Raw genomic sequence first — 22,569 nt, forward strand, 5'->3', positions numbered from 1 at the left:
CAGTTAGCAATGAAAGATCGGGTTATTGCAGCATTCTTTTTTCAGGCTTTTTATGAGGCAGACTGCTTTAAAATACTCTTCACTATATTTTATCTTAGGCATTGTTCTGCTTGTGTTAAGCAGCTATATGGCCAGGATTGTGGGCGAACACTCCACACCTTTTGCTGCCGAGGTGAGCAGGGGAGTCTTTCTGATCTCGGCTTCTTCCTTCCTGCTCTACCTGATTATTTTACAGTCTAATAAAAGCCTTATAGAAAACAAAAACCAGTACAAGCGTCTGTTTGAAGAAAACCCGAACCCCATGTGGGTGTATGAACTTGAAACACTTAAAGTACTGGCCGTAAACCAGGCTGCACTGCAGGTCTATGGTTATACCCAGGAAGAATTTCTTAATATGACACTTTTACAGCTGCGCCCCGGCAGCGAACACGAAAAGCTACTGAATAATGTCAGACAGGAGTCTCCCACCTACTCTAACAGCGGCACCTGGCTGCATATGCGCAAGAACGGAGAAGTTTTCTTTGTGAGTATTTTCAGCCACAGAACCCATTTCAATGGTAAAAGAGCCCGCCTGGTGCTTGCCCTCGATATTAACGATAAGCTGGTAGCAGAGAAACGTATCCTTGCGCAGAACGATAAACTGCGGGAAATTGCCCATATGCAGTCGCATAATGTGCGCAGGCCCGTTGCCAGCATCCTGGGTCTCATCAACTTATTCGATAAGCGTAATCCGGCTAATGAAATGAACGGTATTGTGATTGAAAAGCTGGATGTGGTATGCAAAGAATTAGATCAAACCATACATCAGATAGTAGAAAAAACTTACGAGCTGGAGGTAGAAAACCAACAATCACCCCAATAGCTTAGCAATACCCGCCCTATGTGGCAGCATGTGGGAATCTGATAAAGAGAAATTAGCAGAACCCTTTGATAAACACCAGCTAAACCCTGCAAATAGCCCTGTTTTTTGCGCTATTGCCTTTTTTCTTACAAGTAGGGTTCGTGCCTTTCACTTTTATCTATCTTTGACTTTTACCTCAAATAGATGGAACTAGTTATTTGGGCAATCTTTATTGCTTTGATTCTTGGCCTGCTGGCGCTTGATTTAGGAGTATTTCACAAGAACCCTCAAAAAATCAGCTACAAAGATGCATTCTACTGGACTATGGTCTGGGTTGGCCTGGCTGTGCTTTTTGGCGGCTTTGTGTACTACGCTTATGAAACCAACTGGCTTGGTGTTAACACAAGGGGACTTAGTGGTTCAGAAGCAACCATTAACTATTATACCGGCTACCTGATTGAGAAATCGCTAAGCCTGGATAACATCTTTGTGATAGCCATGGTGTTTGCCTATTTTAAGATAGCGCCCCGCTACCAGCACGAGGTGTTGTTCTGGGGTATTATTGGAGCCATGGTTTTCAGGGCGGTGATGATACTGGTGGGTACTGCAGTGATTGAAGCATTCCACTGGACTACCTATCTCTTTGGAGCCCTGCTGATTTACTCTGCAGTGCGTATGCTGTCTGTAGATGAAGAAGAAACTGACTTCAGCAAAAACCCGATCCTTAAGCTGGTTACCAAATTATACCCGGTTGACTGGCAATACGAAGGTTCAAAGTTTTTCATCAGCGTTAACGGCATTAAAACTGCTACCGTGCTTTTTGTGGCACTGGTGGTGGTAGAGTTTACCGATATTTTCTTTGCCATAGACTCTATTCCGGCAATCTTTGCTGTTACAACAGACCCCTTCCTGGTGTTTACCTCCAATGTGTTTGCCATTCTGGGTCTTCGTACGCTTTACTTCTTCCTGGCTAACTTCCTGGATCGTTTTGGCTATATAAAATACAGCCTGGTGTTTATCCTTGGGTTTGTAGGTGTTAAAATGATGCTGGCTAACCACTATAAGTTCCCAACTTATGCATCGCTGTCCATTATTATTGGTATGCTGGTGGCAGGTGTGGTAGCCTCTATGGTTGCTAACAGATCTAACAAGGCCGTTGCCGGGGCTGCTGGCGACGAAACAACTGCACAGGCAGTAGTAACAGCGCAAAATAAAGAGATAGAAGAAACAGTTTAAAAGCTGTTAAAGATCTTAAAGCTAAGGCATCTTCTCTATAGCGCATGAGTAATCACGCGCTGCAGAGAAGATGCGCTGGTTTAAAACCTTTTTAAGGGCTTTAGCAGATACTCCAGTCCATTGGACCTGATCTCATAGGCAAGGGCCAGCTGCTCGCCCAGCTTACCGGGCGGAAAACCCTTCTGCTTAAACCAGAGCAGGTAATCCTCGGGCAGATCTACAATTTTCCGGCCTTTGTATTTACCAAAAGGCATTTGAGCTTTTACCAGCTCCAGTAGAATGGTATGTTCAGAAGGTTGCATCTGCAAATATAGAAACAGGGATTTAAAGTGAGCCTCTTTTAGAAAAACTCATTTATTTGTAAAAATTTTTCCTGATCTGGAAACGATTAATGCTGAAGCTTATATATTTGAGTGATTTGTTTCATTTCCATTCACCATGAGAGACAAGAATATTTATTTAGAGAAAGGAATCGGTAAACTAGAATTTGGCCAGTCGGAAGATGATGTAAAACAGATACTTGGCCAGCCTGACGAGATGGATACCATGGAGCATGAAGACGGGTCTACCAGTCTTCATTTAATGTACTATGACCTGGGCCTATATCTGAGCTTTGATTCTGAAGATGACTTCTCCCTTAGCGACATTGAAGTTGACAGCGATGAGTTTGTGCTGGAAAATGCTGTAAGGGTAGGAAGCACCAAAGATGAGCTGCTTATTTACCTGAAAAAAAAGGGCTATACCGATCCTTATGTGGAAGATGTTTCTACAGACGAAGATCCGGATATGGAGCTTATTGCAATTGATGAGTTAGGCGTAAATTTCTGGTTACAGGAAGGCGAAATCAACAGCATACAGGTAAGCCCTGCTGATTGTTAAGCCCTGCAACTACAGGACGCACTGTATTAGAACGATCATGTGAAGCACGTGCGCTCAGCCATGCATAAGCCTGCCGGTGCCTAAAAATAAATATTGTGAAGAACAGCCCTGCCAGTTAGCAGGGCTGTTTCTGTTTGTATGCCCCCTAAACCAATGCCTGCAGCGCAACTATTGTAATGGAATAAGCAGAAGCAGGCTCAGCGCTGGCCTTACTCCCGCCTGATGGCCTCTACAGGATCCAGGCGGGCTGCCCTTAGGGCCGGGTACGTTCCAAAAACAACACCCAATACTACCGCCAGCACAGCCACCAGCAGCATGGTACTAAGGGTAAAAGCGGCCTCAAAGGGTGCTTTGGACAGGTGCTGAATGACAGGTACGGCAGCCATAGCTCCCAATACGCCCAACAGAAGCCCCAGCAGGCTGCCAAAGCTGGAAACTGTTACTGATTCCGAAAGAAATTGCAGCACAATATCACGTTTTTTAGCTCCTGTTGCTTTTCTAATGCCTATCTCAACCGTGCGTTCTGTTACAGAAATCAACAAAACGTTCATAATACCTATGCCACCCACCAGCACTGCAATGCCTGTGATCAGGCCCATCACCAGCTTAAAAATCACAAAGCCCTGCTCCAACTGTGCCAGCCTGAATTCATTGGTGATTACCCTGAAATCATCGTCCTGCTTAGCCAGGTTGGCTTTTAACCAGGCCTCTATCTCCTCCTTTAGCAGGTTAACCTTTTCAACATCTTCTGCCTCTACCATAACAACAGCAGGCTCCTCCCGTAATTCATCATCACTCAAAAATGTTATAGGCACTATGGCCTGTGCAGTACCCTTTGCATCGCCCTTCACCACGCCAATAACCTTAAAATCATGCCCCAGCAATGCAATACTACGGCCTATGGCATCTCCTGGCTTATCGGTTCCCGTTAGTTTACGGGCCAGCATATCTGTAAGCACAACCATCCTGCCAGCTTGCTGAACTTCCTCCTGCCTGAATAAACGTCCTGCCAGTAACTCTACTTTTGGAGCTACAGCAGCCACAGTGCCTGTTAACACAATACCCAATGAAGTGGTGCTATCGGCATTGGTACTGTGAGGCAATTGAATGAGCTGCGGCTTATTTTTGATCAGGTAGCCCCTGGCTTTGTGGCTAAGGCTCTTTTCCATGCTTTCCAGCCGATCCAGGGTAAAATATCCCCAGGCCTCCTTATCCATGCGTACACCGTCTACTGTTCTGGTGGTGCTGGTCTGGATCATGATGGAATGCAGGCTACTGGTACTGGAAATCTGATCTCTGGCATATTTTTCTATACCATCGATAAAAGAAAGTATAGCCACCAGGGCCGCCACTCCTATTACAATGCCCAGCACTGAAAGAATGGTATGTAAAAAATTAGCCCGTATATTCTGGAGGGCCAGCACAAAAGAAACACCAATCATTCTTAGCATAAAGGGAGGGCCGAAGGTACTAACAGAAATTAACACAAGTTCTTACTCCCTTTCAACCTACTTTATACCAGCGGTTGCAGGTATTGCTAAAAGGGCTGCAGGCGGTTTTGACATACCAGGCAGGAGTAGAAGGTTTCTTTAGCAGCAGCCTGCAGGGCTTACAACAGGCGGCTACACATGCCTGCAGTTGTTCCTGCTTATCCCATCAGCTGCGAAGCAGCTGTCTGTAGCAGAAAAGCCCACTATCCAGGATCTTGCGCTAATTGAGATTCAGGCCAAGGGTAAGCCCCAGCCAGGGTTTGCCCTGGTAGATCCAGATGTTTCGGTTAGCATCCAGCAGCTGATCGATCCCAACCCCTAAACCAAAAGTAAAACTATTGATTCCAATCATCACAGCCACACCATTCATCCAGGCTATGCCATCGTACTCACCCGCGTATAGATCATGGGTTACCCAGGGGTTAATGGGCTCTACTCCTATGCCGGTAAAATAACCAACACTATACCCATAATGGTTAATTTCACGATCGGCAATTCCCAGAGGTGTAGGCTCGTAAGATATCCTATAGCGGTCGGTTCGGTAACCGGCATAAATGGCGCCATTGAACTGGGTATTCAGCTGTCTGGGCACGCCTGCTGTTTCCGGCCTGTATTTCATAGGGATGGCCAGTACATCGAGGTCAAAAGAGTATTCGTGCAGGGTATAGGTTGTGGGTATAGCTCCTCTGTTTGTTGCAGGAAACACCAATGCAGCCCTGCCGGTGGTATCTATAAGCCTATTCCCCTCCTGCTGCACAAGCCGATAAGCCACCAGGGTATCTTCGTTTGTATACACATAAACCCTGTGATCATCGCCCTCCTCCTCGCGTGCTTTGTAGTAGCCATTATTCAGTTCATATTTGGCATTTTCACTGAAACTCTTACAGCCGGCCAGCAGGAAAAAGCACGGCAGCAATTTAAGGCAGAACCGAAGGCTTTGAGTCAATGTCATCTTCTTGCTTTTATTGATTTGCTTAAAAGTTAAGCAGGAAACAGCAGCAGATGTTCATGACTACAGGTGCAGCTGAGTTATGTACGAGTACCCGGGGCAGAGCGGCGAGTGGCAGGGAACCAGACAGCTGCGAAGCAAAAAAGGCCGGTGTAAAAACCAGCCCTTTATCCTGTACCCGCACAGGTGCAATCAATCTAACTACATATTCTTTTATTAGTTTGTTAAAGCCTCCATGGGTATGGGAGCTGGCGGCACATTTTTAATAGGTTTTACCGTTTTGAGGTAGGCAAACACTGCCCGGAGGTCCTCATCCGTCATTTTGGCAACCTGTGGCCAGGGCATGGGTGGCATCAGGTTACGCCCACCCTCTATTCCTTTGTACTTGCCTTTGCGAATAGCCGTAAAGAACTGCTCTTCCGTCCAGTTACCAACGCCTGTAGGATCAGAAGTGAGGTTAGCAGAAAAGGAAGCACCCCAGGGGCCTACCGCCGCAGTCAGGTGGCCATTAAACAGCACCCACTGCCCCACTTTTGTTACATCTACTTCCTCCAGTGGCATATCGGCCGGATGCCCTGAAAGCAGTCGCTCCGGATCAGGCTCAGGTCCGTTAGGTCCAAAAACCTTCGGAGAATGGCAATCGTGACAGCCGCTAACGTTCACCAGGTACTCTCCCCGCAGAATTTGTTCCTGGCTGTACCCTACCGATGCTGCCTTAGTTTCACCGGGGTCAGGAGTTGATGAACAGGCAACCTGCAGCATGCCTGCTGCTGCCAATAGCACTAAACTGGATGTGAAAAGCTTCTTCATGGCTTATGCTGACTAAAAAGTTAAGAGTATAGTATGTTCAAATTGATGTTGACGCAAAGGTAGTAGGCACCCTGACAGGCAGCAGGCAAAAGGAGTGAATGCTTCTAATAAAGGAGTGAACGGCAACAAACAGGGAGTGAACAACCCGCAGGCCAGCAACTGTAACAGCACCTTAGGGTACTGTAAAAAAACAGGTTGCAGTACCATCTGCCGGCAGGGAGGCTGCAAACAAAATGTTCTACATTGATAGCTTAATATAGAAGTATTTTTAAAAAAAAGGTATATTCGAACTAAGAATAATACTTCTTTATACTGCAATGGCAAAAATCAGAATACTGGCTGCTGAAGATGATGCCCTGCATGCCGACACCCTGCGGATGGTTATGGACCGGCTTGGGTATGAACTGATTGATATTGTTGATACACCTGCAGAGCTGCTTCGCCAGCTGAAGGCTACCCAGCCAGATGTGTTGCTGATGGACATAGACCTTGGCGTAGAAGAAACCGGTATTGACCTGGTGAAAAAAATCAACGAGTCTGCTGATATACCTGTTATTTATGTAACCTCTCATAAGGAGGAAGCCATTTTTAAGAAAGCAAAGGAAACAATGCCAGAGGCTTACATCATCAAGCCTTATGATCCGGAACATCTACAGGCTGCCATTGAACTGGCTGTTTTCAAAAAGCAAAAAGAGGCAAACCAACCCCACAGCCGGACGGCGCAACCAACACCCCTGAAGGCAGTTTTTGTGAAAGAAGGCAACAGCCTTGTAAAACTGCAGCTACAGGACATTGCCCTGGTAGAGGCCTATGATAAATACTGCTACCTCTATACCCGTGATAAAAAGCACTTACTGAATAATCAGCTGAAAAACCTCATTCAGCTGTTGCCACAGGAGCTGTTCCTCCAGGTGCACCGCTCCTACCTGGTGAACCTGGATGCGGTGGAAAAAATACGCCCCCAGCAGAACAGTATTGAGGTTGCCGGCAAGCAGGTGCCGGTCAGCAAGTCGTTCAAAGCTGCTTTGTACGCCCACCTTACCACAATATAGCTTCTCCTGATATGTTATTAACTGATCACCAGACAGACCTTTTACAAGCCCACTACACCTCTACTTATGTAGGATATAGTGGTGCTAACTCCCTCACCGATATTATAAAGTTATCTGGCGTTCTGGTTAACGAAGACCGCGTGCACATCGATTTGTTTGTTCCGGAGCTGTATACCCAAACATTTGTTAAAAACATTCAGGAGAATGTAAAGCTAAGCTGCCTCTTTACATCTGTCTACACCCTGGAAACCTACCAGATTAAAGGAACATATTTAGGAACCCGCCCATGTACGGCAGCAGAAATAAACCTTCAGAAAGCGTATGTAGAAGGCTTTGGCCAGCATAGGGTAAATCTTGGTATGAAAAACGGTCTTGCTTTTGTAAAATATTACCGGGAGCCTGGTATTGCCATACGCATGAGAGCGGAAGAAATATACGAGCAAACACCAAAAACCGGAACAGGAAAAAAAATTGGTTAATCTATCTAAAATATCAGAAGAAGGCTTAGGCTCGCAGTCGCTTCAGCGAGCATTCGATGGGATAATTCCTTTGGTAGCCGGCACCTGCGCGGCCGATGGCACCCCTAACATCACTTTTATGTCGCAGTTCTTCTATGTAGATGAGCAGCACGTAGCCATTTCCTACCAGTTCATGAATAAAACATGGCGCAACCTGAACATCAATCCCATATTCACGACCCTGGTAACGAACCCCGACACTATGGCCATGTGGAAGCTGAAGCTGCAGTATGTGGAAGAGCAAAAGGAAGGGCCTATTTTCGAGGAAATGGAAATGCAGCTGATGGCCCTTTCCACACCGGAAAATATTAATTTCAGCCTCCGTTCGGCCGTGATCTGCAGGGTGCTTTCTATAGAAAATGTATTTGAAGGCAGTGAAATGCCATAAACTTAACTAAATGCACAAGAAGCCTGTAAACGGATGCTATGACGGCAGCAGACTGACACCTGTAAATTAGAAAAAGAAAATAAGCGATGCTTTTGAAAGATCATCAAATTAGCCTGTTACATGCCAGCTATTCTTCCATCTGGTTAGGGAGTAGTTCAGCAGATTGTATGGCTGATATCCTGCGGCTTTCCGGGATAGTGGTGGCTGAAGATCGTCTACACCTGGACTTACTGGTCCCGGAGCAATACGCCCGCACCTTTTTTAAGAATGTAGCTGAAAACCGGAAAATAAGTGTTCTCTGTGCATCGGTGTTCTCCTATGAGGCTTATCAGGTGAAAGGCATATACCTTGGTTTCAGACCCTCTACACCTGAAGAAGCGGAGTATCAGAAAAACTACTTCTATGGTTTTAGCAGAAGCATGCTGGATATTGGTGTTAAGTCGGGGCTTTTCTTTGCAGATTACTACCAGGAGCCCAGCCTTGCCATTCGGATGAAATCCGAAGAAGTATACGATCAGACCCCTAAGGTAGGTACCGGTAATAAAATCAGTTAACAAACAAGGCATGTCAGCAAACCAGTACATTTCGTCTGCCTTACGTAGCGCTCTGGATGGTGTTATTCCCTTTGTTGTGGGCACATGCGATCCTGAGGGAATACCTAACATTACTTTTATGTCGCGCCTTTTTTATGTAGATGAGCAGCACGTAGCCATCTCCTACCAGTTTATGAATAAAACCAGGCGTAATCTACTGGCAAATTCTACCTGCCTGGCGTTCGTAACAAGTCCGGATACAATGAGGATGTGGAAGCTGAAGCTGCAGTATGTGGAAGAGCAAAAGGAAGGCCCTATTTTCGAGGAAATGGAAATGCAGCTGATGGCCCTTTCCACCCCCGATAATATTTCCTTTAGTCTCTACTCAGCCATTATCTGCAAGATACTTTCTATTGAAGAGGTGTTTGAGGGAGGCAAACAAGCTTAAGCATGGAAACCCTGCAAAATCCCCTGGCCAAAGAGCTGGAACAGGAAAAGAAGAAGAATGATATCATCCGGAGGCTTTCTGTTGAACTCAGCCACTTGTCTACCCTAAAGGAAAAGCTGGATAACATCCTGGAGATGCTGGACCAGAGCTTTGGGCTTAAGCACAGCATGCTTTTACTACCTGACCAGGAGCACGAATACCTGCGGGTTTTTGCCAGCCGTGGCTTCGATGACCATGGCCTGGGCACACAGGTAAAAATGGGCGAAGGCGTAATAGGCGTGGTAGCCCTGCGCAAGCGTAAGCTAAGAATGACGAATATTTCCCGGCAGCGCCACTACCTGCAGGCCTCCGCCGCAACACAAGCAGGCGTAAAAGTTTACTCCCTGCCTGCCCTGAAACAGGTAGAAAGCCAGGTGGCCATACCCCTGCTGGCCAACGATGAGCTGGTCGCGGTTCTTTCAGCAGAAAGTACAGATGTAAACTTTTTCAGCCGGGAGGATGAGGACTTCCTGATGACGCTCTCCCAGCTATTGGCTATTTCTATACAGAATGCCATTATTCTGGAGCAACTGGAGCAGAAAGTACAGGAACGGACTGCCGCCCTGGAGGCAAAAAAGCAGGAACTGGAACAGCTGAATGCCAGCAAAGACCGCCTCTTTTCTATTATAGGCCACGATTTGCGCAGCCCGGCTGCCGCCCTTCAAAACGTAACGGACCTGATACGCTACTACCAGGAAAAGGGCGATCTTCTGCAGCTTAATAACCTGGGCTGCCGGATTTCACGGGCTGCCAACAACATCAGCTATATGCTCGACAACCTGCTGAACTGGTCGATTACCCAGACCGGCGACCTGCAGCTGAAGATTGAAGCACTGCCCGTACAGGAATTAATAGAAGAGGTGCTTGAAATGTACCAGGAAATGATCTGGTCAAAAAACATCAGCATCTGCTTTACCTGCCCCGAAGACCTTCTGCTGATGGCTGACAGAAACGCGGCCTTAACAATCTTGCGAAACCTGCTGTGCAATTCTGTTAAGTTTACCCCACAGGGCGGTAAAGTTGAAATAAGGGCACAGCAGCAGGGAGATCATACCCATATCACCATCAGTGACAATGGTGTTGGTATGGAGCCCGAAAAACTAAAGTACCTGTTCTGCCTTAGGGAAGGCAAAAGCACTAAGGGAACCGCCAAGGAAAAAGGTGTAGGGCTGGGCATGATCCTGGTGCGTGAGTTCATTCGCCTGAACAACGGCAGCATTAAGGTTTCTAGCCTGCCCCAACAAGGTACCACCATAGAACTGCTGTTTCCAGCCCTCTAAGGCGTAAAATTTCTTTTACGCCAGAACCACTGCCATTCACTCCTTTTAAGTAGCCATTCGTGCTTTTCTCAAAAAGCACGAATGGCGCAGCTATAATTTTACGCTATGTTAAACCGAAACACATAGCACATGAAAACATTAGTGATTGGTGGTACCGGCACAGTAGGCAGCGAAGTGGTAAAAGGGCTGCTTAGGCATCAGCAGCAGGTGCGAGTGCTCACCACCTCCTTAAGTAAGGCAGCAGCCCTGCCACAGGGCGTAGAAGCGGTAATAGGTGATCTTAACCAACCGGCAAGCCTCTCCACTGCTTTTGAAGGCACAGACAAGGTATTTATGCTGAACATGCATAGCCTTACCGAAATTGAGCAGGCAAAAAATGCCATTGCTGCCGCCAAACAGGCCGGCATACGCAAAATGGTATACCAAAGCATTCACAGGGCACACGAATTCATGGAAATTCCACACGTAGCCACAAAAGTGCTGGTGGAAGAGGCAATACAGGAATCCGGACTAACATACACCTTTGTTTGCCCTAATAACTTTTATCAGAACGACTTCTGGTTTAAGGACACTATTCTGCAGCATGGCATTTACCCACAACCCATCGGCAATATAGGCCTTAGCCGTGTGGATGTACGCGATATTGCAGCAGTAGCCGTAAAGGCTCTGATCTCTTCCGAACTTGATGGCCTATCCATCCCGCTGGCAGGTCCTGATGTATTGAACGGACCAGAAACCGCTCAAATGCTAAGTGAAATGCTGCAACGCCCCATCAGCTATGCCGGCAACGACCTGGTATCCTGGGCAGCCCAAAGCAGACAGTTTTTACCAGACTGGCTCGTAGACGACTGGACGATTATGTATCGCCTGTTCCAGGAAAAAGGATTAACTGCCTCTGCAGAAGATCTTAAAACCCTGAGTACGGTACTTGGCAGGGCTCCAAGAAGCTATGCCTCCTTCCTCGAAGAACATCTCTCATTTTTTCAACCTGTTCCCACACTTATTTGATACTGGATCATCATGGAATTTTTAATTGAACAAAGCACAAAAATAGAAAACGAACGCTCAACTGCACCAGACAGCAGAGAAGTGGAAAACTTTGTCACGCCGGCGAAAATCCTGGAAACCGGTATGGCCTTCTGGGCCTCTAAAACACTTTTAACTGCCATTAAATTAGAGCTGTTCACCCTGCTTGGAGAGGGTACCCTATCGGGAGCAGAAATAGGCACTAAGCTAAACCTGCATCCCCGCAGCTTGTACGACTTTCTGGATGCACTCGTTGCCCTGGGTTTTCTGGAGAGAAAAGGTATCAAAGAAGATGCAGTTTACTGCAACACCCTTGAAACCAGCTTATTTCTGAATAAGACCTATCCCAGCTATGTGGGCGGCATTTTGGAAATGGCCAACGACAGGCTATATCCGTTTTGGGGCAATCTTGAAGAAGGCCTGAAAACCGGTAAGCCTCAGAACGAAGCTAAAACAACCGACAGACCTATTTTTGAGGCTATTTATGCCCAACCGCAGTCACTGGAGCTATTCCTGAACGGGATGGCGGGTGCACAGGCCTGTAATTTTGTTGCCCTGGCCAACAGGTTTGATTTCGCACCATACAACAGCCTCTGTGATATTGGTGGCGCTAACGGCCTGCTATCGGTTAGTGTAGCCCGCCAACATCCGCACCTGCATTGCATCAGCGCCGACCTGCCACCCGTAGCTCCTGTTGCCGAACGTTTTATTCAGCAGTCGGGTCTCAGCCAGCAGATCCGCACAGCATCACTCAACTTCTTTGAAGATAACTTTCCCGCTGCTGACATCATTACCATGGGAAACATTTTGCACGACTGGGGCACCGATGTAAAGAAAATGCTGATCAGGAAAGCATGGGAGGCCTTACCTAAGGGTGGTGCACTGATTGTGATCGAAAACATCATAGACAACGACAGAAGGCATAATGCCTTTGGTCTGATGATGTCGCTGAACATGCTGATTGAAACAGAAGCAGGATATGATTTCAGCATGCATGATTTTGATGTACTGGCCAGGGAAGCCGGTTTTAGTTCTACCCTGCTGCTTCCCTTAGCAGGCCCTGCCAGCGCTGCAATTGCTTATAAGTAGGTGTAGTGTTAAGCAGTCAGACGGCTAAACTTTGTAAAGCCCATCATTCCATTAGTTTAACTTTTCTTCATTCTGAATTATTTTTCTCAATCATGAAAACCGCAAATCATCTTTCTTTCTTTACTACCTGTTTATTAGCAAGTCTGTTTCTGCTGCTTGCCAGCAGTTGTGAGCAAAACGAACCAGTTGACCCCTCGATGCCCCACGAGCACAGTGTTTATGATCCTCATACTAAATCAACTACTTATTACGGCCCTGCTGTACCAGTAGGCGGAGGGGTAGCCCGGGTAAGGGCAGAGATCAGCAAAAACGGAGAACCACTATCTATCGGTGTGGTCCTGTCTGATAAAGCAGTTACCAATTTACCGCATGAAATGACTGAGTATGTACTGCAGCTGCCAAAAAAGGCACGCCTTACTCCTTTTGATCATTTTACGCTGGACTGGAACCCCCATGGTCATGAACCTGATCATATCTACACCCATCCACACTTTGATATGCATTTTTACACCATCTCACAGGATGAAAGGGCATCTATTGGATTTAACGATCCCCTGGCAGAGAACTTACCTGATCCGCAATACATGCCTGCTTCTTACATTGCTTTGCCAGGATCCATACCTATGATGGGCAAACATTGGGTAGACCCTGCCTCACCAGAGCTGAACGGAGCAGACTTTACCCAAACCTTCCTCTGGGGTTCTTACAACAAAAAGGTGATTTTCCTGGAGCCTATGATTACCCTTGACTACCTTCTCTCAAAGCCAAACAAAAACTTTGAACTCCAGCAGCCTGCTGCTTACCAGCAATCTGGCAAGTACTACCCCACCAGCTACAGCATCAGGTATGATGAAAAGAGAAAAGAACATGCCATAGATCTGCTGGGACTTATAAAACGATAAATGAGCAGCCATAAAAAAGCCCCGCCTCTAATGCTGTAGGCGGGGCTTAATACTTTATGCTATCAAAAATATGATTGCCGTTGCTTTACGCTTCCGGCATAATGCCGGTTACCCCTCGCTTACCTCTTCTATCACCAGGTTATGGTTGGTGTAGATACAGATGTCGGCTGCAACATGCAGGGCTTCTTCCACCATCTGGCGGGCCGTGAGTTTTTCAGGTGCATGCTTTTTCAGGGCAATGGCCGCTGCATTGGCATACATGCTTCCGGAACCAATGGTGGCAATGCCATTTTCAGGCTCCAGCACATCTCCTGTACCGCTGATGATAAGTACCTCGTCCTTATCGCAGGCAATCATCATGGCTTCCAGCTTGCGCAGGTAGCGGTCGGTACGCCAGTCTTTGGCCAGTTCAATAGCAGCACGTTTCAGGTTGCCGCCATAGCTGTTGAGCTTTTCATCGAACTTCTCCAGCAGCGAAAAGGCATCGGCGGTGGAGCCGGCAAAGCCAACTACCACTTTCCCGCCCTGCAGGCTGCGGATTTTCTTTACATTTCCTTTGGCTACGGTATTGCCCATTGTGGCCTGTCCATCGGCCCCAATGGCTACCTTGCCATTATGTTTTACCGCACAAACGGTAGTGCTTCTAATCTTGGTCATGTTGAAAAAATTTTGGGTATGAGGTATGGGGTATCAGGTATGAGGTTTCCATGAACGCCTGCGATACCAGAACCTCATACCTCATACCTCACACCCCATGCCTGTTAAACTAGCATTCTGATCGGGTCTTCCAGCAGACCTTTGAAAGTTTGCAGGAAGGCGGCGCCTACGGCACCGTCTACCGCCCGGTGGTCGCAGCTAAGCGTTACCTTCATGATGTTGCCCGGCACAATCTGCCCGTCTTTCACCACTGGTGTTTGCTTAATGCCACCCACTGCCATGATGCAGGCATCCGGCGGGTTGATGATGGCGGTGAATTCATCGATACCAAACATACCCAGGTTAGAGATGGTGAAGGTGCTTCCCTCCCAGTCTTTTGGCTGCAGCTGTTTGTTTTTGGCTTTGCCACCTAGGTCTTTTACCTCTGCAGAAATATGGCTTAAGGTTTTGGTATCGGCAAAACGTACTACCGGTACCAGCAGACCTTCCGGCACTGCAACCGCCACACCTATATTTACATGCTGATTGAAGCGCATGGTATCGCCCTGCCAGCTAACATTTACATCGGGATGTTTGCGCAGGGCAAGGGCCGCTGCCTTGATCACCATATCGTTGTATGAGATCTTCACCGGGGAGATCTGGTTCAGGCTTTCGCGTGCGCTGATGGCCTTGTCCATATCAATCTCCATAGTGAGGTAGAAATGCGGCGCTGTGAACTTGCTTTCGGCAAGACGCTTGGCAATGGTTTTGCGCATCTGGGAGATCTTGCGATCCTCGTAACGCTCCTCGCCCACCACCTGTGGCAGTTGAATGCTTGGCTGCTGTCCTGCAGCTTTTTGTCCGGGTGCAGCCTGTGGCTGTGCGGCAGGTGCTGCAGATGGCTTAAATTCTTCTACGTCTTTCTTAACAATGCGTCCTTCCGGACCTGTGCCTTTGATCTGGCTTAGGTTATAGCCTTTCTCCTGTGCCATTTTACGGGCAAGCGGAGATGCTTTGATGCGGCTGTCGTCGCTGGCAGCAGAAACAGCATTTTGTGAGCCGGTATGCTGAGCACCCTCACCGGTTGGTGTTACAGCTTCTGCAGGGGCCTGTGAGGTAGTTGGGGCGTCCGATCCGGCGCTATCTTCCTGTCCGTCACTGCCGGCTTCTTCAGCCTGGAGCAGTGCTTTATAATCGGCACCTTTTTCGCCAATTACGGCAATTACACCATCAACCGGCACACTGTTGCCTTCTTCAATGCCTATGTGGAGCAGGGTACCATCTTCGTACGACTCCAGCTCCATGGTAGCCTTATCGGTTTCCACTTCTGCCAGCAGATCGCCGCTCGATACTTTATCTCCCACTTTTTTATGCCAGGCGGCAATAACGCCTTCCTGCATGGTATCACTCATCTTAGGCATGCGGATTACCGTTGCCTTTATCTTGGAAACATCAACTGCAGGAGCCGACCCGCCAGGGGCAGCTTTCTTTTCAGCCTTTGCCTGTGGGGCAGCATCTTTCTGCTCTTCTTTTGTTTCCTTTTTACCTTCGGCGCCACCGCCACCATTGGCGGCTCCTTCCTGCTTCAGCAGGTTGCTGATATCTTCACCTTTTTCGCCGATTACTGCGATGATGGCGTTAACAGGAACAGCATCGCCTTCCTGTACACCAATGTGCAGGAGCACACCGTCCTGATACGATTCCAGCTCCATAGTAGCCTTATCGGTTTCTACTTCTGCCAGTACATCTCCTGATTTTATTTTATCTCCTACCTTTACCTGCCATGATGCGATCACCCCTTCTTCCATGGTGTCGCTCATCTTGGGCATGCGGATAACTTCTGCCATAGTATTACTTACAAAAATGATTAGGTAGCCATATTGTGATGGTGGCGTAAAATAAACCCTTTTTTGCTTATTCGCCAAAAAGGCTCCTGCATAAAGGTAAATACCGCGGCACTTCTTTTGTTTTGCAAAGTCGCCGCCAAAGGAGCTTTTTTAGCTGTTTTATTGTAGTATGTTTGCTTTCAAACGTTTTCATAGCATGACTTATCAGGCACCCTGGTACTTACCCAATGGCCATTTGCAAACGATAATTCCCTCACTTTTTCGTAAGGTGGGCGGGCTGCGCTACCAGCGGGAACGCATCAGCACCCCCGATGGCGATTTCCTGGACCTTGACTGGATCTCGCTGCAGCAGAATGCTGCCCCGGCCTCTGATACCCTCATCATCATCAGCCACGGCCTGGAGGGCGACAGCCAGCGCTCTTATGTAAAAGGACTTGCCAAAGCATTTCTGTTACGGGGTTGCCACGCCCTGGCCTGGAACTACCGCGGCTGCAGTGGCGAATCTAACAAGCTTCCCCACTTTTACCATAGCGGCGCCACCCAGGATCTTGCCCAGGTAGTGGAGCATGTGCTGCAGCATAAAACATATAAGCAACTAATCCTTGCAGGCTTTAGCCTGGGCGGCAACCTTACCCTTAAATACCTGGGGGAGCAGGCTAACAGGCTGCCGGAGCAGATTCAAAAATCAGTGGTATTTTCAGTACCCCTAGATCTTGCCGCCAGCAGCCGTAAAATTGGTATGCGCGAAAACCGCATTTACGAACTGCGATTCCTGAAAAACCTTCGCCGCAAAATACGCTCTAAGGCACTACTGCAGCCCGGCACACTGGATATAAAGCCACTGGAGGAAATCCGCACGCTCTGGGAATTCGACGACCGCTATACCGCCCCCCTGCATGGCTTTAAAAGTGCTGAAGACTACTATACCCGTTGCAGCTCTATCCGGTTTGTGGAGCACATCAGCATTCCTACCCTGGTGCTCAATGCTAAGAACGATCCCTTTCTTTCTGCAGAGTGCTACCCGGCAGAAAAGCTAAAGGGGCACCCCTATGTAAAATTTGAGGCTCCTGAACAGGGTGGTCACGTAGGCTTTCCACAGGCGGGCGAATTCAATTATTCAGAATTACGGGCACTTAAGTTTGTGTTTGGCAGCCAGCAAGCCAGGGGCAGCAGCATTACCCAAGCTACTGATTAGCAATCTTTAAGCTCCGGCAACAACCAGCGGGGTGCCGGAAGCGGCAGGCTTATGTTTACCCGAGCCCGGCATATCTTATGCCGTACATTTCTTTGCGTTAAGTACTTAAACTCCCTACATTTGCTTTATCCTAATCTTTTTTAAGCATATGTGCGGGCGCTATACTTTGGTAAAACCAGCAAAAGAAATTTCGGAACGTTTTGGCGTGGAGGTAGGCAGTAATTACCAGACCCGCTTTAATGCAGCTCCTACCCAGCTCATGCCGGTAATTACTGCAGAATCGCCCGAAGGCCTCTCCTGGTTTCACTGGGGTCTTATTCCGGCCTGGAGTAAAGATAAAGCCGTTAGCTTAAAGCTCATCAACGCCCGTGCCGAAACACTGGAGGAGAAAGCCTCTTTTCGCAATGCCTTAAAGCGCCGCCGCTGCCTTATTCCTGCCGATGGATTTTATGAATGGAAAGTGGTAGGCAAAAAAAGCAAGGTGCCCTACCGCATTACACTTTTGCACGAAGAGCTCTTTGCCTTTGCCGGACTCTGGGAAGAGTATGAGGATGAAGACGGGCAAATGGTGCACACCTTTACCATTGTTACCACAGAGGCCAACAATGCACTGCAGTCCCTGCACAGCCGCATGCCGGTTATTCTTAGCAAGCAATCTGAAAAAGTCTGGCTTAGCCCTGATACAGAGCCCGCAGAGCTTACTGAGCTCCTGAAGCCTTACTCAGCCAGCAAAACCCGCTTCTACACAGTTTCTTCGCAGGTAAACAATGCCAGCCTCGATACACCTGCTTTGATACAGCCCGCACCCGCCGCCGACCAGTTTGGTAACTATACCCTCTTTGGTTAATCTTTCGGGTCTTATACCTGTTACTACCTAATACACAATGGCCTGCCGCGGCTTTGCAAACTAATGCAATGCTGCAGCAAAACTCCCTGTGCGCTTAACATTTTCGTAAAAAGATGACTTTTATCATAGGGCACTTAAAAATTTGTTAATATTAGCAGCCAAACCAGCTTTTAAGCATGTATCATTCCATTATATCCGGCTTTGGGCACTATGTACCTGAACAAGTGGTAACCAATGCCGATCTAGAAAAAGTAATGAATACCAGCGACGCCTGGATTCAGGAGCGCACCGGTATCAGAGAACGCCGTTTTTTTAATCCCGAAACCGATACCGTTGCCAATATGTCGGCGAAGGCCAGCCGTATGGCGTTGGAGCAGGCAGGGCTGCAACCACAGGATGTAGAATTTATTATACTGGCCACCATTACCCCTGATTACTTTTTCCCGGGCTCCGGGGTTTTACTGCAGCGTGAGCTTGGTCTCGAGAGCATTGGAGCGCTAGATGTACGTAATGCCTGCAGCGGCTTTATTTACTCCCTTTCCATTGCCGACCAGTTCATTAAAACTGGCATGTACAAAACCATATTAGTGGTAGGTGCCGAAATACAGAGCAGCCTGATGGAAATGAACGACCGGGGCCGTAACATATCAGTAATATTTGGTGATGGTGCCGGCGCGGTGGTATTGCAGGCTTCTAATGAAAAAGGAAAAGGTATTTTAAGTACCCACCTCCACTCCGACGGCCGCTTTGCAGAAGAGCTCTATGTAAAAGACCCCGGCAGCAGCCGCAGGCCCGAGGAGCGTGTGGATCCCGAAATTATGAAAGGCAGCAGCATACGTGCCTTCATGAATGGTAACGCTGTTTTTAAACATGCCGTGGTTCGCTTCCACGAGGTGATCATGGAGGCCCTGGATGCCAATGGCTGCTCTAAGGAAGATATAGGTCTGCTGGTTCCGCACCAGGCAAACCTGCGCATCAGCAACTACCTGAAAGAACAACTTTCGCTGCGCGACAACCAGGTTTACAACAACATTATGCGCTATGGTAATACCACAGCAGCCTCTATACCTATCGCACTAAGTGAGGCAAAACAGGAAGGACTGCTGCATCCTGATATGTTGCTGTGCCTGGCAGCCTTTGGCAGTGGCTTTACATGGGCATCGGCACTCATTCGTTTGTAAACAAAAACCCCGGCAATCAGATTTCTTTTACAGAATATGAGCATATGAAAACCGAGAACTACAATCCAAGCATCTTTGAAGTTAAGCTAGCAAAAGCCATTATGTCGTGCACCAAAAAGCTCCAGGAAGATCTGGGTGAAGATGTACGCATCATAGATTCTGTAGAAAATTACCAGATAGACAACCCCATGATTACCCTGCACCTGGAAGATGGCGATGGCGATGTGCACGAGCTGGTGATACAGGTAATACAGCGCCCCGATAAGCTTGAAAAGTAGTGTACATAAAGCTGGCGCCATGAGCCACCCGCCTAAGCTTGGAGAGCAGGAGCTGCGCTATCTGCAGGATACCGATTTTCTTAGCGCCAAGCTTAGGATACAGGATAGCCTGCGCCTGCTGCTGGAGCAGACGCAAAAGCAGTTGTTCCGAAGCAAAGACTTGCTGGCACTACCGGCTGCTGTCTGGGAAACACCGCCTAAAATAAGCCGGGGCGAAAATTATGAGGGCCTGCCCTACCTGGTGCTGGACTACCCGCGCATTTTTCAGCAGGAGGCTACCTTTGCCTATCGCTGCATGTTCTGGTGGGGCCATGGGTTCAGCTGCACGCTGCACCTTAGCGGCAGGTACTGGCAGGAGTATCAGCAGACTATACTACAGCACCTGGGCCAGCTTTCCGACAAGGCTGATGACTGGTGGCTATGTGTAAACAGCAGCCCCTGGGAATACCACTACCGCCCGGATAACTATCGCCCCCTGCAGGAACTGCAACAAAAGCAGCAATTGCATAAACTGGCAGAAAACACATTTTTCAAGATCAGCCGCCGCCTGCCAATTAACCACTACCAGGAGTTTCCCCGATTTAGCCTGGAAACGCTGGAAAAACTCTCCGGACTGCTGAATTAGCACAGCAACAACTCAACACCAACAAATCAGGAGTAAAAGCTTTAAGAACAAAAAAACCTGCCTCTGATGAAGCAGGTTTTTTTACTATGATTACGTACTCGAATATACTTTAGAATAGCAACTCGCGGTATTTGGCAAGCGGCCAGTAAGAATCGTCTACCAGGAACTCCAGCTTGTCAACATGGTAACGGATTTTATCGAAGTAAGTATCCTTGATGTCTTTGTAGGCAACAGCCATTTCCCGGTTATCTTCCAGTTTGTTGGCTTTCTTGCGTGCATCGATCATCGCCGTTACATTGGTTTTTACTTCTTTCAGGTGGCGTGTAATCTCCTTCACTGTTTCGTAACCAACAGTATCTTCAACATCAAGACCGATGTTTTTCATACCGTTCAGGCCGTCGATCAGCTCGCCCTGGTAACGCAGTGCTGCAGGAATAATGTGGTTTTGGGCCAGATCACCCATAATGCGGCTTTCGATCTGTACCTTGCGCACATAAGCCTCCAGCTGAATCTCCTGGCGGGCGTGCAGCTCCACTTCATTAAAGATGCCGTTCTCGGTGAACACTTTCATGCCTTTTTCAGACAGGTACTCATCCAGCGCCTCAGGGGTGTTGGTGATGTTGGACAGACCACGGCGTGCAGCCTCTTCTTTCCACTCATCGCTGTATCCGTTACCCTCAAAACGAATAGCCTTACTCTCTTTGATGTAACGACGAAGCACATCCAGGATAGCAAGTTCTTTTTTATCGCCTTTTTCGATCAGGGCATCCACTTCGGCTTTAAACTTAACAAGCTGGTTTGCTACAATGGTGTTAAGTACAATGTTGGCAGAAGCAGAGTTTGCAGAAGAACCTACCGCTCGCAACTCAAATTTATTACCGGTAAAGGCAAATGGAGAGGTACGGTTGCGGTCTGTATTATCGCGAAGGATCTGTGGTATTTTATTGATACCCAGCTTAATGTACATATTGTCGCCTTTATCGATCTCAATATTTGAGTTCTCTTCAAGCTCATCAAGCACTTTGCTAAGCTCAGTTCCTACGAAAACCGACATAATGGCCGGAGGCGCTTCGTTAGCACCCAGGCGGTGATCATTGCTGGCAGAAGCAATAGAAGCGCGCAGCAGACCATTGTACTCATGCACAGCTTTAATGGTGCTTACAAAGAAGATCAGGAACTGCAGGTTTTCCTTTGCTTTAGAAGTAGGTGCCAGCAGGTTTTTACCTGTGTTGGTAATAAGCGACCAGTTGTTGTGTTTACCGCTACCGTTCACGCCTTTGAAGGGCTTCTCGTGCAGCAACACCTTTAAGTTATGACGCTCAGACACACGGTCCATCAGGTCCATCAGGAGCTGGTTATGGTCTATGGCAAGGTTAGCCTCTTCAAACTGTGGCGCACACTCGAACTGGCGTGGCGCTACCTCGTTGTGGCGCGTACGCAACGGAATACCCAGCTTATGGGCTTCACTTTCGAAATCGACCATGAAAGCATGCACCCTGGAAGGAATAGAACCAAAGTAGTGGTCTTCCAGCTGCTGTCCTTTAGCAGGCGCATGGCCATATACGGTACGGCCGGCAAGGATCAGGTCCGGGCGGGCACGCCACAGGGCACGGTCGATCAGGAAGTACTCCTGCTCGATACCGAGGGAAGCGTGTACGCGGGTAACGTTCTTATCGAAATAATCCTGGCAGATAGCAGTTGCCGCACGGTCTACAAAAGCAAGTGCTTTCAGCAGCGGTGCTTTATAGTCAAGGGCTTCGCCGGTGTAAGAAACGAATACAGTAGGAATACAAAGGGTTTTACCACCGCCATTGTCAATCACAAAGGCTGGAGAGGAAGGGTCCCAGGCAGTATAACCACGTGCCTCGAAAGTATTACGGATACCTCCGTTAGGGAAAGAAGAGGCATCAGGCTCCTGCTGAACAAGAGCAGATCCTTTGAATTTTTCCAGGCTGCGGCCATCAGGGCTTGGCTCAAAGAAAGCATCGTGTTTTTCGGCAGTAGCACCAGTGAGCGGCTGGAACCAGTGGGTGTAGTGTGTAGCACCTTTGCTGATGGCCCAGGATTTCATGGCAGAAGCAACAGCATCTGCAACATGTGGTTCCATTTTCTCACCTTTCTCGATAGTCTTCATTACTTCCTTGAAGGTATCGGCAGAAAGTGTATCGCGCATGGTTTCTGTACCAAACACATTTACGCCAAAGTATTCAGAGATTTTGCCAGAGGGAGTCTGTACTTTAACAGAATCCCGCTGAAGGGTTTGCTCAAGCGCCTGAAAACGTAAATTCATGGTTTCTTTTGGATCAGGGTTAATTTTCTACCCCAAATGTAGCCAAATTGTTAATATTTCAGAATTCTGATGCCATTTTTTAACCTAGCATTATCAAAAAATATATTCTGAATCTGAAAAACAGGAGAAAATTTGGCAGGCCTACCTGCATAAACTTTCCTTTATCTCTTGTAGTAAACCTAGTATATTT

General features: G+C 47.8%; 24 protein-coding genes. 17 read left to right on the forward strand and 7 right to left on the reverse strand.

Annotated elements, in window-relative coordinates:
- The first annotated feature begins 127 nt into the window (after nt 1–127).
- Nucleotides 128–862 carry a PAS domain S-box protein gene (locus KWJ01_RS07360; RefSeq protein WP_224995786.1) on the forward strand — a complete coding sequence of 245 codons (735 nt, stop codon included), beginning with the start codon at nt 128–130 and terminating at the stop codon, nt 860–862.
- 183 nt (nt 863–1,045) lie between these two features.
- Nucleotides 1,046–2,077, forward strand: coding sequence for a TerC family protein (locus tag KWJ01_RS07365; RefSeq protein WP_224995787.1), 1,032 nt, complete (start codon nt 1,046–1,048; stop codon nt 2,075–2,077).
- A gap of 80 nt (nt 2,078–2,157) precedes the next feature.
- Here the strand turns inward: KWJ01_RS07365 and KWJ01_RS07370 are convergent, their stop codons facing one another.
- Complete coding sequence (locus tag KWJ01_RS07370; RefSeq protein WP_224995788.1) at nt 2,158–2,379, reverse strand: DUF3820 family protein; 222 nt, start codon at nt 2,377–2,379, stop codon at nt 2,158–2,160.
- A 136-nt stretch (nt 2,380–2,515) separates the two neighbouring features.
- Between KWJ01_RS07370 and KWJ01_RS07375 the strand changes: the two genes are divergently transcribed.
- Complete coding sequence (locus tag KWJ01_RS07375) at nt 2,516–2,956, forward strand: hypothetical protein (protein WP_224995789.1); 441 nt, start codon at nt 2,516–2,518, stop codon at nt 2,954–2,956.
- A gap of 209 nt (nt 2,957–3,165) precedes the next feature.
- Here the strand turns inward: KWJ01_RS07375 and KWJ01_RS07380 are convergent, their stop codons facing one another.
- From KWJ01_RS07380 to KWJ01_RS07390, 3 genes are all read right to left on the reverse strand, one after another.
- Nucleotides 3,166–4,407 carry an ABC transporter permease gene (locus KWJ01_RS07380; RefSeq protein WP_224995790.1) on the reverse strand — a complete coding sequence of 414 codons (1,242 nt, stop codon included), beginning with the start codon at nt 4,405–4,407 and terminating at the stop codon, nt 3,166–3,168.
- Between the two features lie 259 nt (nt 4,408–4,666).
- The gene (locus KWJ01_RS07385) at nt 4,667–5,398 is read right to left on the reverse strand and encodes a hypothetical protein (protein WP_224995791.1); all 732 of its coding nucleotides are present in this window, start codon (nt 5,396–5,398) and stop codon (nt 4,667–4,669) included.
- 213 nt (nt 5,399–5,611) lie between these two features.
- Complete coding sequence (locus KWJ01_RS07390; protein ID WP_224995792.1) at nt 5,612–6,205, reverse strand: cytochrome c; 594 nt, start codon at nt 6,203–6,205, stop codon at nt 5,612–5,614.
- Nucleotides 6,206–6,522: 317 nt separating this feature from the next.
- Here KWJ01_RS07390 and KWJ01_RS07395 point away from each other — a divergent pair, with 317 nt between their 5' ends.
- The 9 genes from KWJ01_RS07395 to KWJ01_RS07435 all read left to right on the forward strand — a co-directional run bounded on the left by KWJ01_RS07395 (nt 6,523) and on the right by KWJ01_RS07435 (nt 13,480).
- Entirely contained in the window at nt 6,523–7,257 is a 735-nt protein-coding gene (locus tag KWJ01_RS07395; protein ID WP_224995793.1) for a LytTR family DNA-binding domain-containing protein, read from the forward strand.
- 11 nt (nt 7,258–7,268) lie between these two features.
- On the forward strand, nt 7,269–7,736 hold the full coding sequence (locus KWJ01_RS07400) for a hypothetical protein (protein WP_224995794.1): 468 nt from the start codon (nt 7,269–7,271) through the stop codon (nt 7,734–7,736).
- Complete coding sequence (locus KWJ01_RS07405) at nt 7,729–8,163, forward strand: hypothetical protein (protein ID WP_224995795.1); 435 nt, start codon at nt 7,729–7,731, stop codon at nt 8,161–8,163. The genes KWJ01_RS07400 and KWJ01_RS07405 overlap by 8 nt, the downstream gene beginning before the upstream one ends.
- Before the next feature lie 167 nt (nt 8,164–8,330).
- The gene (locus tag KWJ01_RS07410) at nt 8,331–8,717 is read left to right on the forward strand and encodes a hypothetical protein (protein WP_224995796.1); all 387 of its coding nucleotides are present in this window, start codon (nt 8,331–8,333) and stop codon (nt 8,715–8,717) included.
- 10 nt (nt 8,718–8,727) lie between these two features.
- Nucleotides 8,728–9,144: a pyridoxamine 5'-phosphate oxidase family protein gene (locus KWJ01_RS07415; RefSeq protein ID WP_224995797.1), complete on the forward strand. Its 417-nt coding sequence runs from the start codon at nt 8,728–8,730 to the stop codon at nt 9,142–9,144.
- 2 nt (nt 9,145–9,146) lie between these two features.
- On the forward strand, nt 9,147–10,463 hold the full coding sequence (locus KWJ01_RS07420; RefSeq protein WP_224995798.1) for a GAF domain-containing sensor histidine kinase: 1,317 nt from the start codon (nt 9,147–9,149) through the stop codon (nt 10,461–10,463).
- Between the two features lie 129 nt (nt 10,464–10,592).
- Nucleotides 10,593–11,471, forward strand: coding sequence for an SDR family oxidoreductase (locus KWJ01_RS07425; protein WP_224995799.1), 879 nt, complete (start codon nt 10,593–10,595; stop codon nt 11,469–11,471).
- Between the two features lie 12 nt (nt 11,472–11,483).
- A complete protein-coding gene (locus tag KWJ01_RS07430; protein WP_224995800.1) occupies nt 11,484–12,578 on the forward strand; it encodes an acetylserotonin O-methyltransferase in 1,095 nt (364 codons plus the stop codon).
- 92 nt (nt 12,579–12,670) lie between these two features.
- A complete protein-coding gene (locus KWJ01_RS07435) occupies nt 12,671–13,480 on the forward strand; it encodes a DUF5602 domain-containing protein (protein WP_224995801.1) in 810 nt (269 codons plus the stop codon).
- Nucleotides 13,481–13,588: 108 nt separating this feature from the next.
- On the opposite strand, the gene hslV is transcribed toward KWJ01_RS07435, so the two are convergent.
- On the reverse strand, nt 13,589–14,137 hold the full coding sequence (gene hslV, locus KWJ01_RS07440) for an ATP-dependent protease subunit HslV (protein WP_224995802.1): 549 nt from the start codon (nt 14,135–14,137) through the stop codon (nt 13,589–13,591).
- A gap of 104 nt (nt 14,138–14,241) precedes the next feature.
- Nucleotides 14,242–15,963 (reverse strand): pyruvate dehydrogenase complex dihydrolipoamide acetyltransferase, encoded by a 1,722-nt coding sequence (locus KWJ01_RS07445; protein WP_224995803.1) that lies wholly within the window; start codon nt 15,961–15,963, stop codon nt 14,242–14,244.
- Between the two features lie 196 nt (nt 15,964–16,159).
- On the opposite strand from KWJ01_RS07445, the gene KWJ01_RS07450 reads away from it, so the two are divergent.
- From KWJ01_RS07450 to KWJ01_RS07470, 5 genes are all read left to right on the forward strand, one after another.
- Entirely contained in the window at nt 16,160–17,158 is a 999-nt protein-coding gene (locus tag KWJ01_RS07450; RefSeq protein ID WP_224995804.1) for a YheT family hydrolase, read from the forward strand.
- Between the two features lie 148 nt (nt 17,159–17,306).
- A complete protein-coding gene (locus KWJ01_RS07455) occupies nt 17,307–18,005 on the forward strand; it encodes an SOS response-associated peptidase (RefSeq protein ID WP_224995805.1) in 699 nt (232 codons plus the stop codon).
- A 176-nt stretch (nt 18,006–18,181) separates the two neighbouring features.
- Nucleotides 18,182–19,186 (forward strand): beta-ketoacyl-ACP synthase III, encoded by a 1,005-nt coding sequence (locus tag KWJ01_RS07460; protein ID WP_224995806.1) that lies wholly within the window; start codon nt 18,182–18,184, stop codon nt 19,184–19,186.
- Between the two features lie 44 nt (nt 19,187–19,230).
- The gene (locus KWJ01_RS07465) at nt 19,231–19,464 is read left to right on the forward strand and encodes a hypothetical protein (RefSeq protein WP_224995807.1); all 234 of its coding nucleotides are present in this window, start codon (nt 19,231–19,233) and stop codon (nt 19,462–19,464) included.
- Nucleotides 19,454–20,089, forward strand: a complete 636-nt coding sequence (locus KWJ01_RS07470) for a hypothetical protein (RefSeq protein ID WP_224995808.1) — start codon at nt 19,454–19,456, stop codon at nt 20,087–20,089. Before KWJ01_RS07465 ends, KWJ01_RS07470 begins: the two co-directional genes overlap by 11 nt.
- 109 nt (nt 20,090–20,198) lie before the next feature.
- Here the strand turns inward: KWJ01_RS07470 and KWJ01_RS07475 are convergent, their stop codons facing one another.
- A complete protein-coding gene (locus KWJ01_RS07475) occupies nt 20,199–22,379 on the reverse strand; it encodes a glutamine synthetase III (protein ID WP_224995809.1) in 2,181 nt (726 codons plus the stop codon).
- Between the last annotated feature and the right edge of the window lie 190 nt (nt 22,380–22,569).

The organism is Cesiribacter sp. SM1 (genome assembly GCF_020178975.1).
Taxonomy (GTDB): domain Bacteria; phylum Bacteroidota; class Bacteroidia; order Cytophagales; family Cyclobacteriaceae; genus Cesiribacter.

What these genes read in the sequence shown, in the direction of transcription:
- KWJ01_RS07425 (WP_224995799.1), top strand. Translation starts at nt 10,593, where the DNA reads ATGAAAACATTAGTGATTGGTGGTACCGGCACAGTAGGCAGCGAAGTG.
- KWJ01_RS07360 (WP_224995786.1), top strand. Translation starts at nt 128, where the DNA reads ATGGCCAGGATTGTGGGCGAACACTCCACACCTTTTGCTGCCGAGGTG.
- KWJ01_RS07465 (WP_224995807.1), top strand. Translation starts at nt 19,231, where the DNA reads ATGAAAACCGAGAACTACAATCCAAGCATCTTTGAAGTTAAGCTAGCA.
- KWJ01_RS07400 (WP_224995794.1), top strand. Translation starts at nt 7,269, where the DNA reads ATGTTATTAACTGATCACCAGACAGACCTTTTACAAGCCCACTACACC.
- KWJ01_RS07410 (WP_224995796.1), top strand. Translation starts at nt 8,331, where the DNA reads ATGGCTGATATCCTGCGGCTTTCCGGGATAGTGGTGGCTGAAGATCGT.
- KWJ01_RS07460 (WP_224995806.1), top strand. Translation starts at nt 18,182, where the DNA reads ATGTATCATTCCATTATATCCGGCTTTGGGCACTATGTACCTGAACAA.
- KWJ01_RS07395 (WP_224995793.1), top strand. Translation starts at nt 6,523, where the DNA reads ATGGCAAAAATCAGAATACTGGCTGCTGAAGATGATGCCCTGCATGCC.
- hslV (WP_224995802.1), bottom strand. Translation starts at nt 14,137, where the DNA reads ATGACCAAGATTAGAAGCACTACCGTTTGTGCGGTAAAACATAATGGC.
- KWJ01_RS07385 (WP_224995791.1), bottom strand. Translation starts at nt 5,398, where the DNA reads ATGACATTGACTCAAAGCCTTCGGTTCTGCCTTAAATTGCTGCCGTGC.
- KWJ01_RS07375 (WP_224995789.1), top strand. Translation starts at nt 2,516, where the DNA reads ATGAGAGACAAGAATATTTATTTAGAGAAAGGAATCGGTAAACTAGAA.
- KWJ01_RS07435 (WP_224995801.1), top strand. Translation starts at nt 12,671, where the DNA reads ATGAAAACCGCAAATCATCTTTCTTTCTTTACTACCTGTTTATTAGCA.
- KWJ01_RS07380 (WP_224995790.1), bottom strand. Translation starts at nt 4,407, where the DNA reads ATGCTAAGAATGATTGGTGTTTCTTTTGTGCTGGCCCTCCAGAATATA.
- KWJ01_RS07415 (WP_224995797.1), top strand. Translation starts at nt 8,728, where the DNA reads ATGTCAGCAAACCAGTACATTTCGTCTGCCTTACGTAGCGCTCTGGAT.
- KWJ01_RS07455 (WP_224995805.1), top strand. Translation starts at nt 17,307, where the DNA reads ATGTGCGGGCGCTATACTTTGGTAAAACCAGCAAAAGAAATTTCGGAA.
- KWJ01_RS07420 (WP_224995798.1), top strand. Translation starts at nt 9,147, where the DNA reads ATGGAAACCCTGCAAAATCCCCTGGCCAAAGAGCTGGAACAGGAAAAG.
- KWJ01_RS07365 (WP_224995787.1), top strand. Translation starts at nt 1,046, where the DNA reads ATGGAACTAGTTATTTGGGCAATCTTTATTGCTTTGATTCTTGGCCTG.
- KWJ01_RS07390 (WP_224995792.1), bottom strand. Translation starts at nt 6,205, where the DNA reads ATGAAGAAGCTTTTCACATCCAGTTTAGTGCTATTGGCAGCAGCAGGC.
- KWJ01_RS07475 (WP_224995809.1), bottom strand. Translation starts at nt 22,379, where the DNA reads ATGAATTTACGTTTTCAGGCGCTTGAGCAAACCCTTCAGCGGGATTCT.
- KWJ01_RS07445 (WP_224995803.1), bottom strand. Translation starts at nt 15,963, where the DNA reads ATGGCAGAAGTTATCCGCATGCCCAAGATGAGCGACACCATGGAAGAA.
- KWJ01_RS07450 (WP_224995804.1), top strand. Translation starts at nt 16,160, where the DNA reads ATGACTTATCAGGCACCCTGGTACTTACCCAATGGCCATTTGCAAACG.
- KWJ01_RS07370 (WP_224995788.1), bottom strand. Translation starts at nt 2,379, where the DNA reads ATGCAACCTTCTGAACATACCATTCTACTGGAGCTGGTAAAAGCTCAA.
- KWJ01_RS07430 (WP_224995800.1), top strand. Translation starts at nt 11,484, where the DNA reads ATGGAATTTTTAATTGAACAAAGCACAAAAATAGAAAACGAACGCTCA.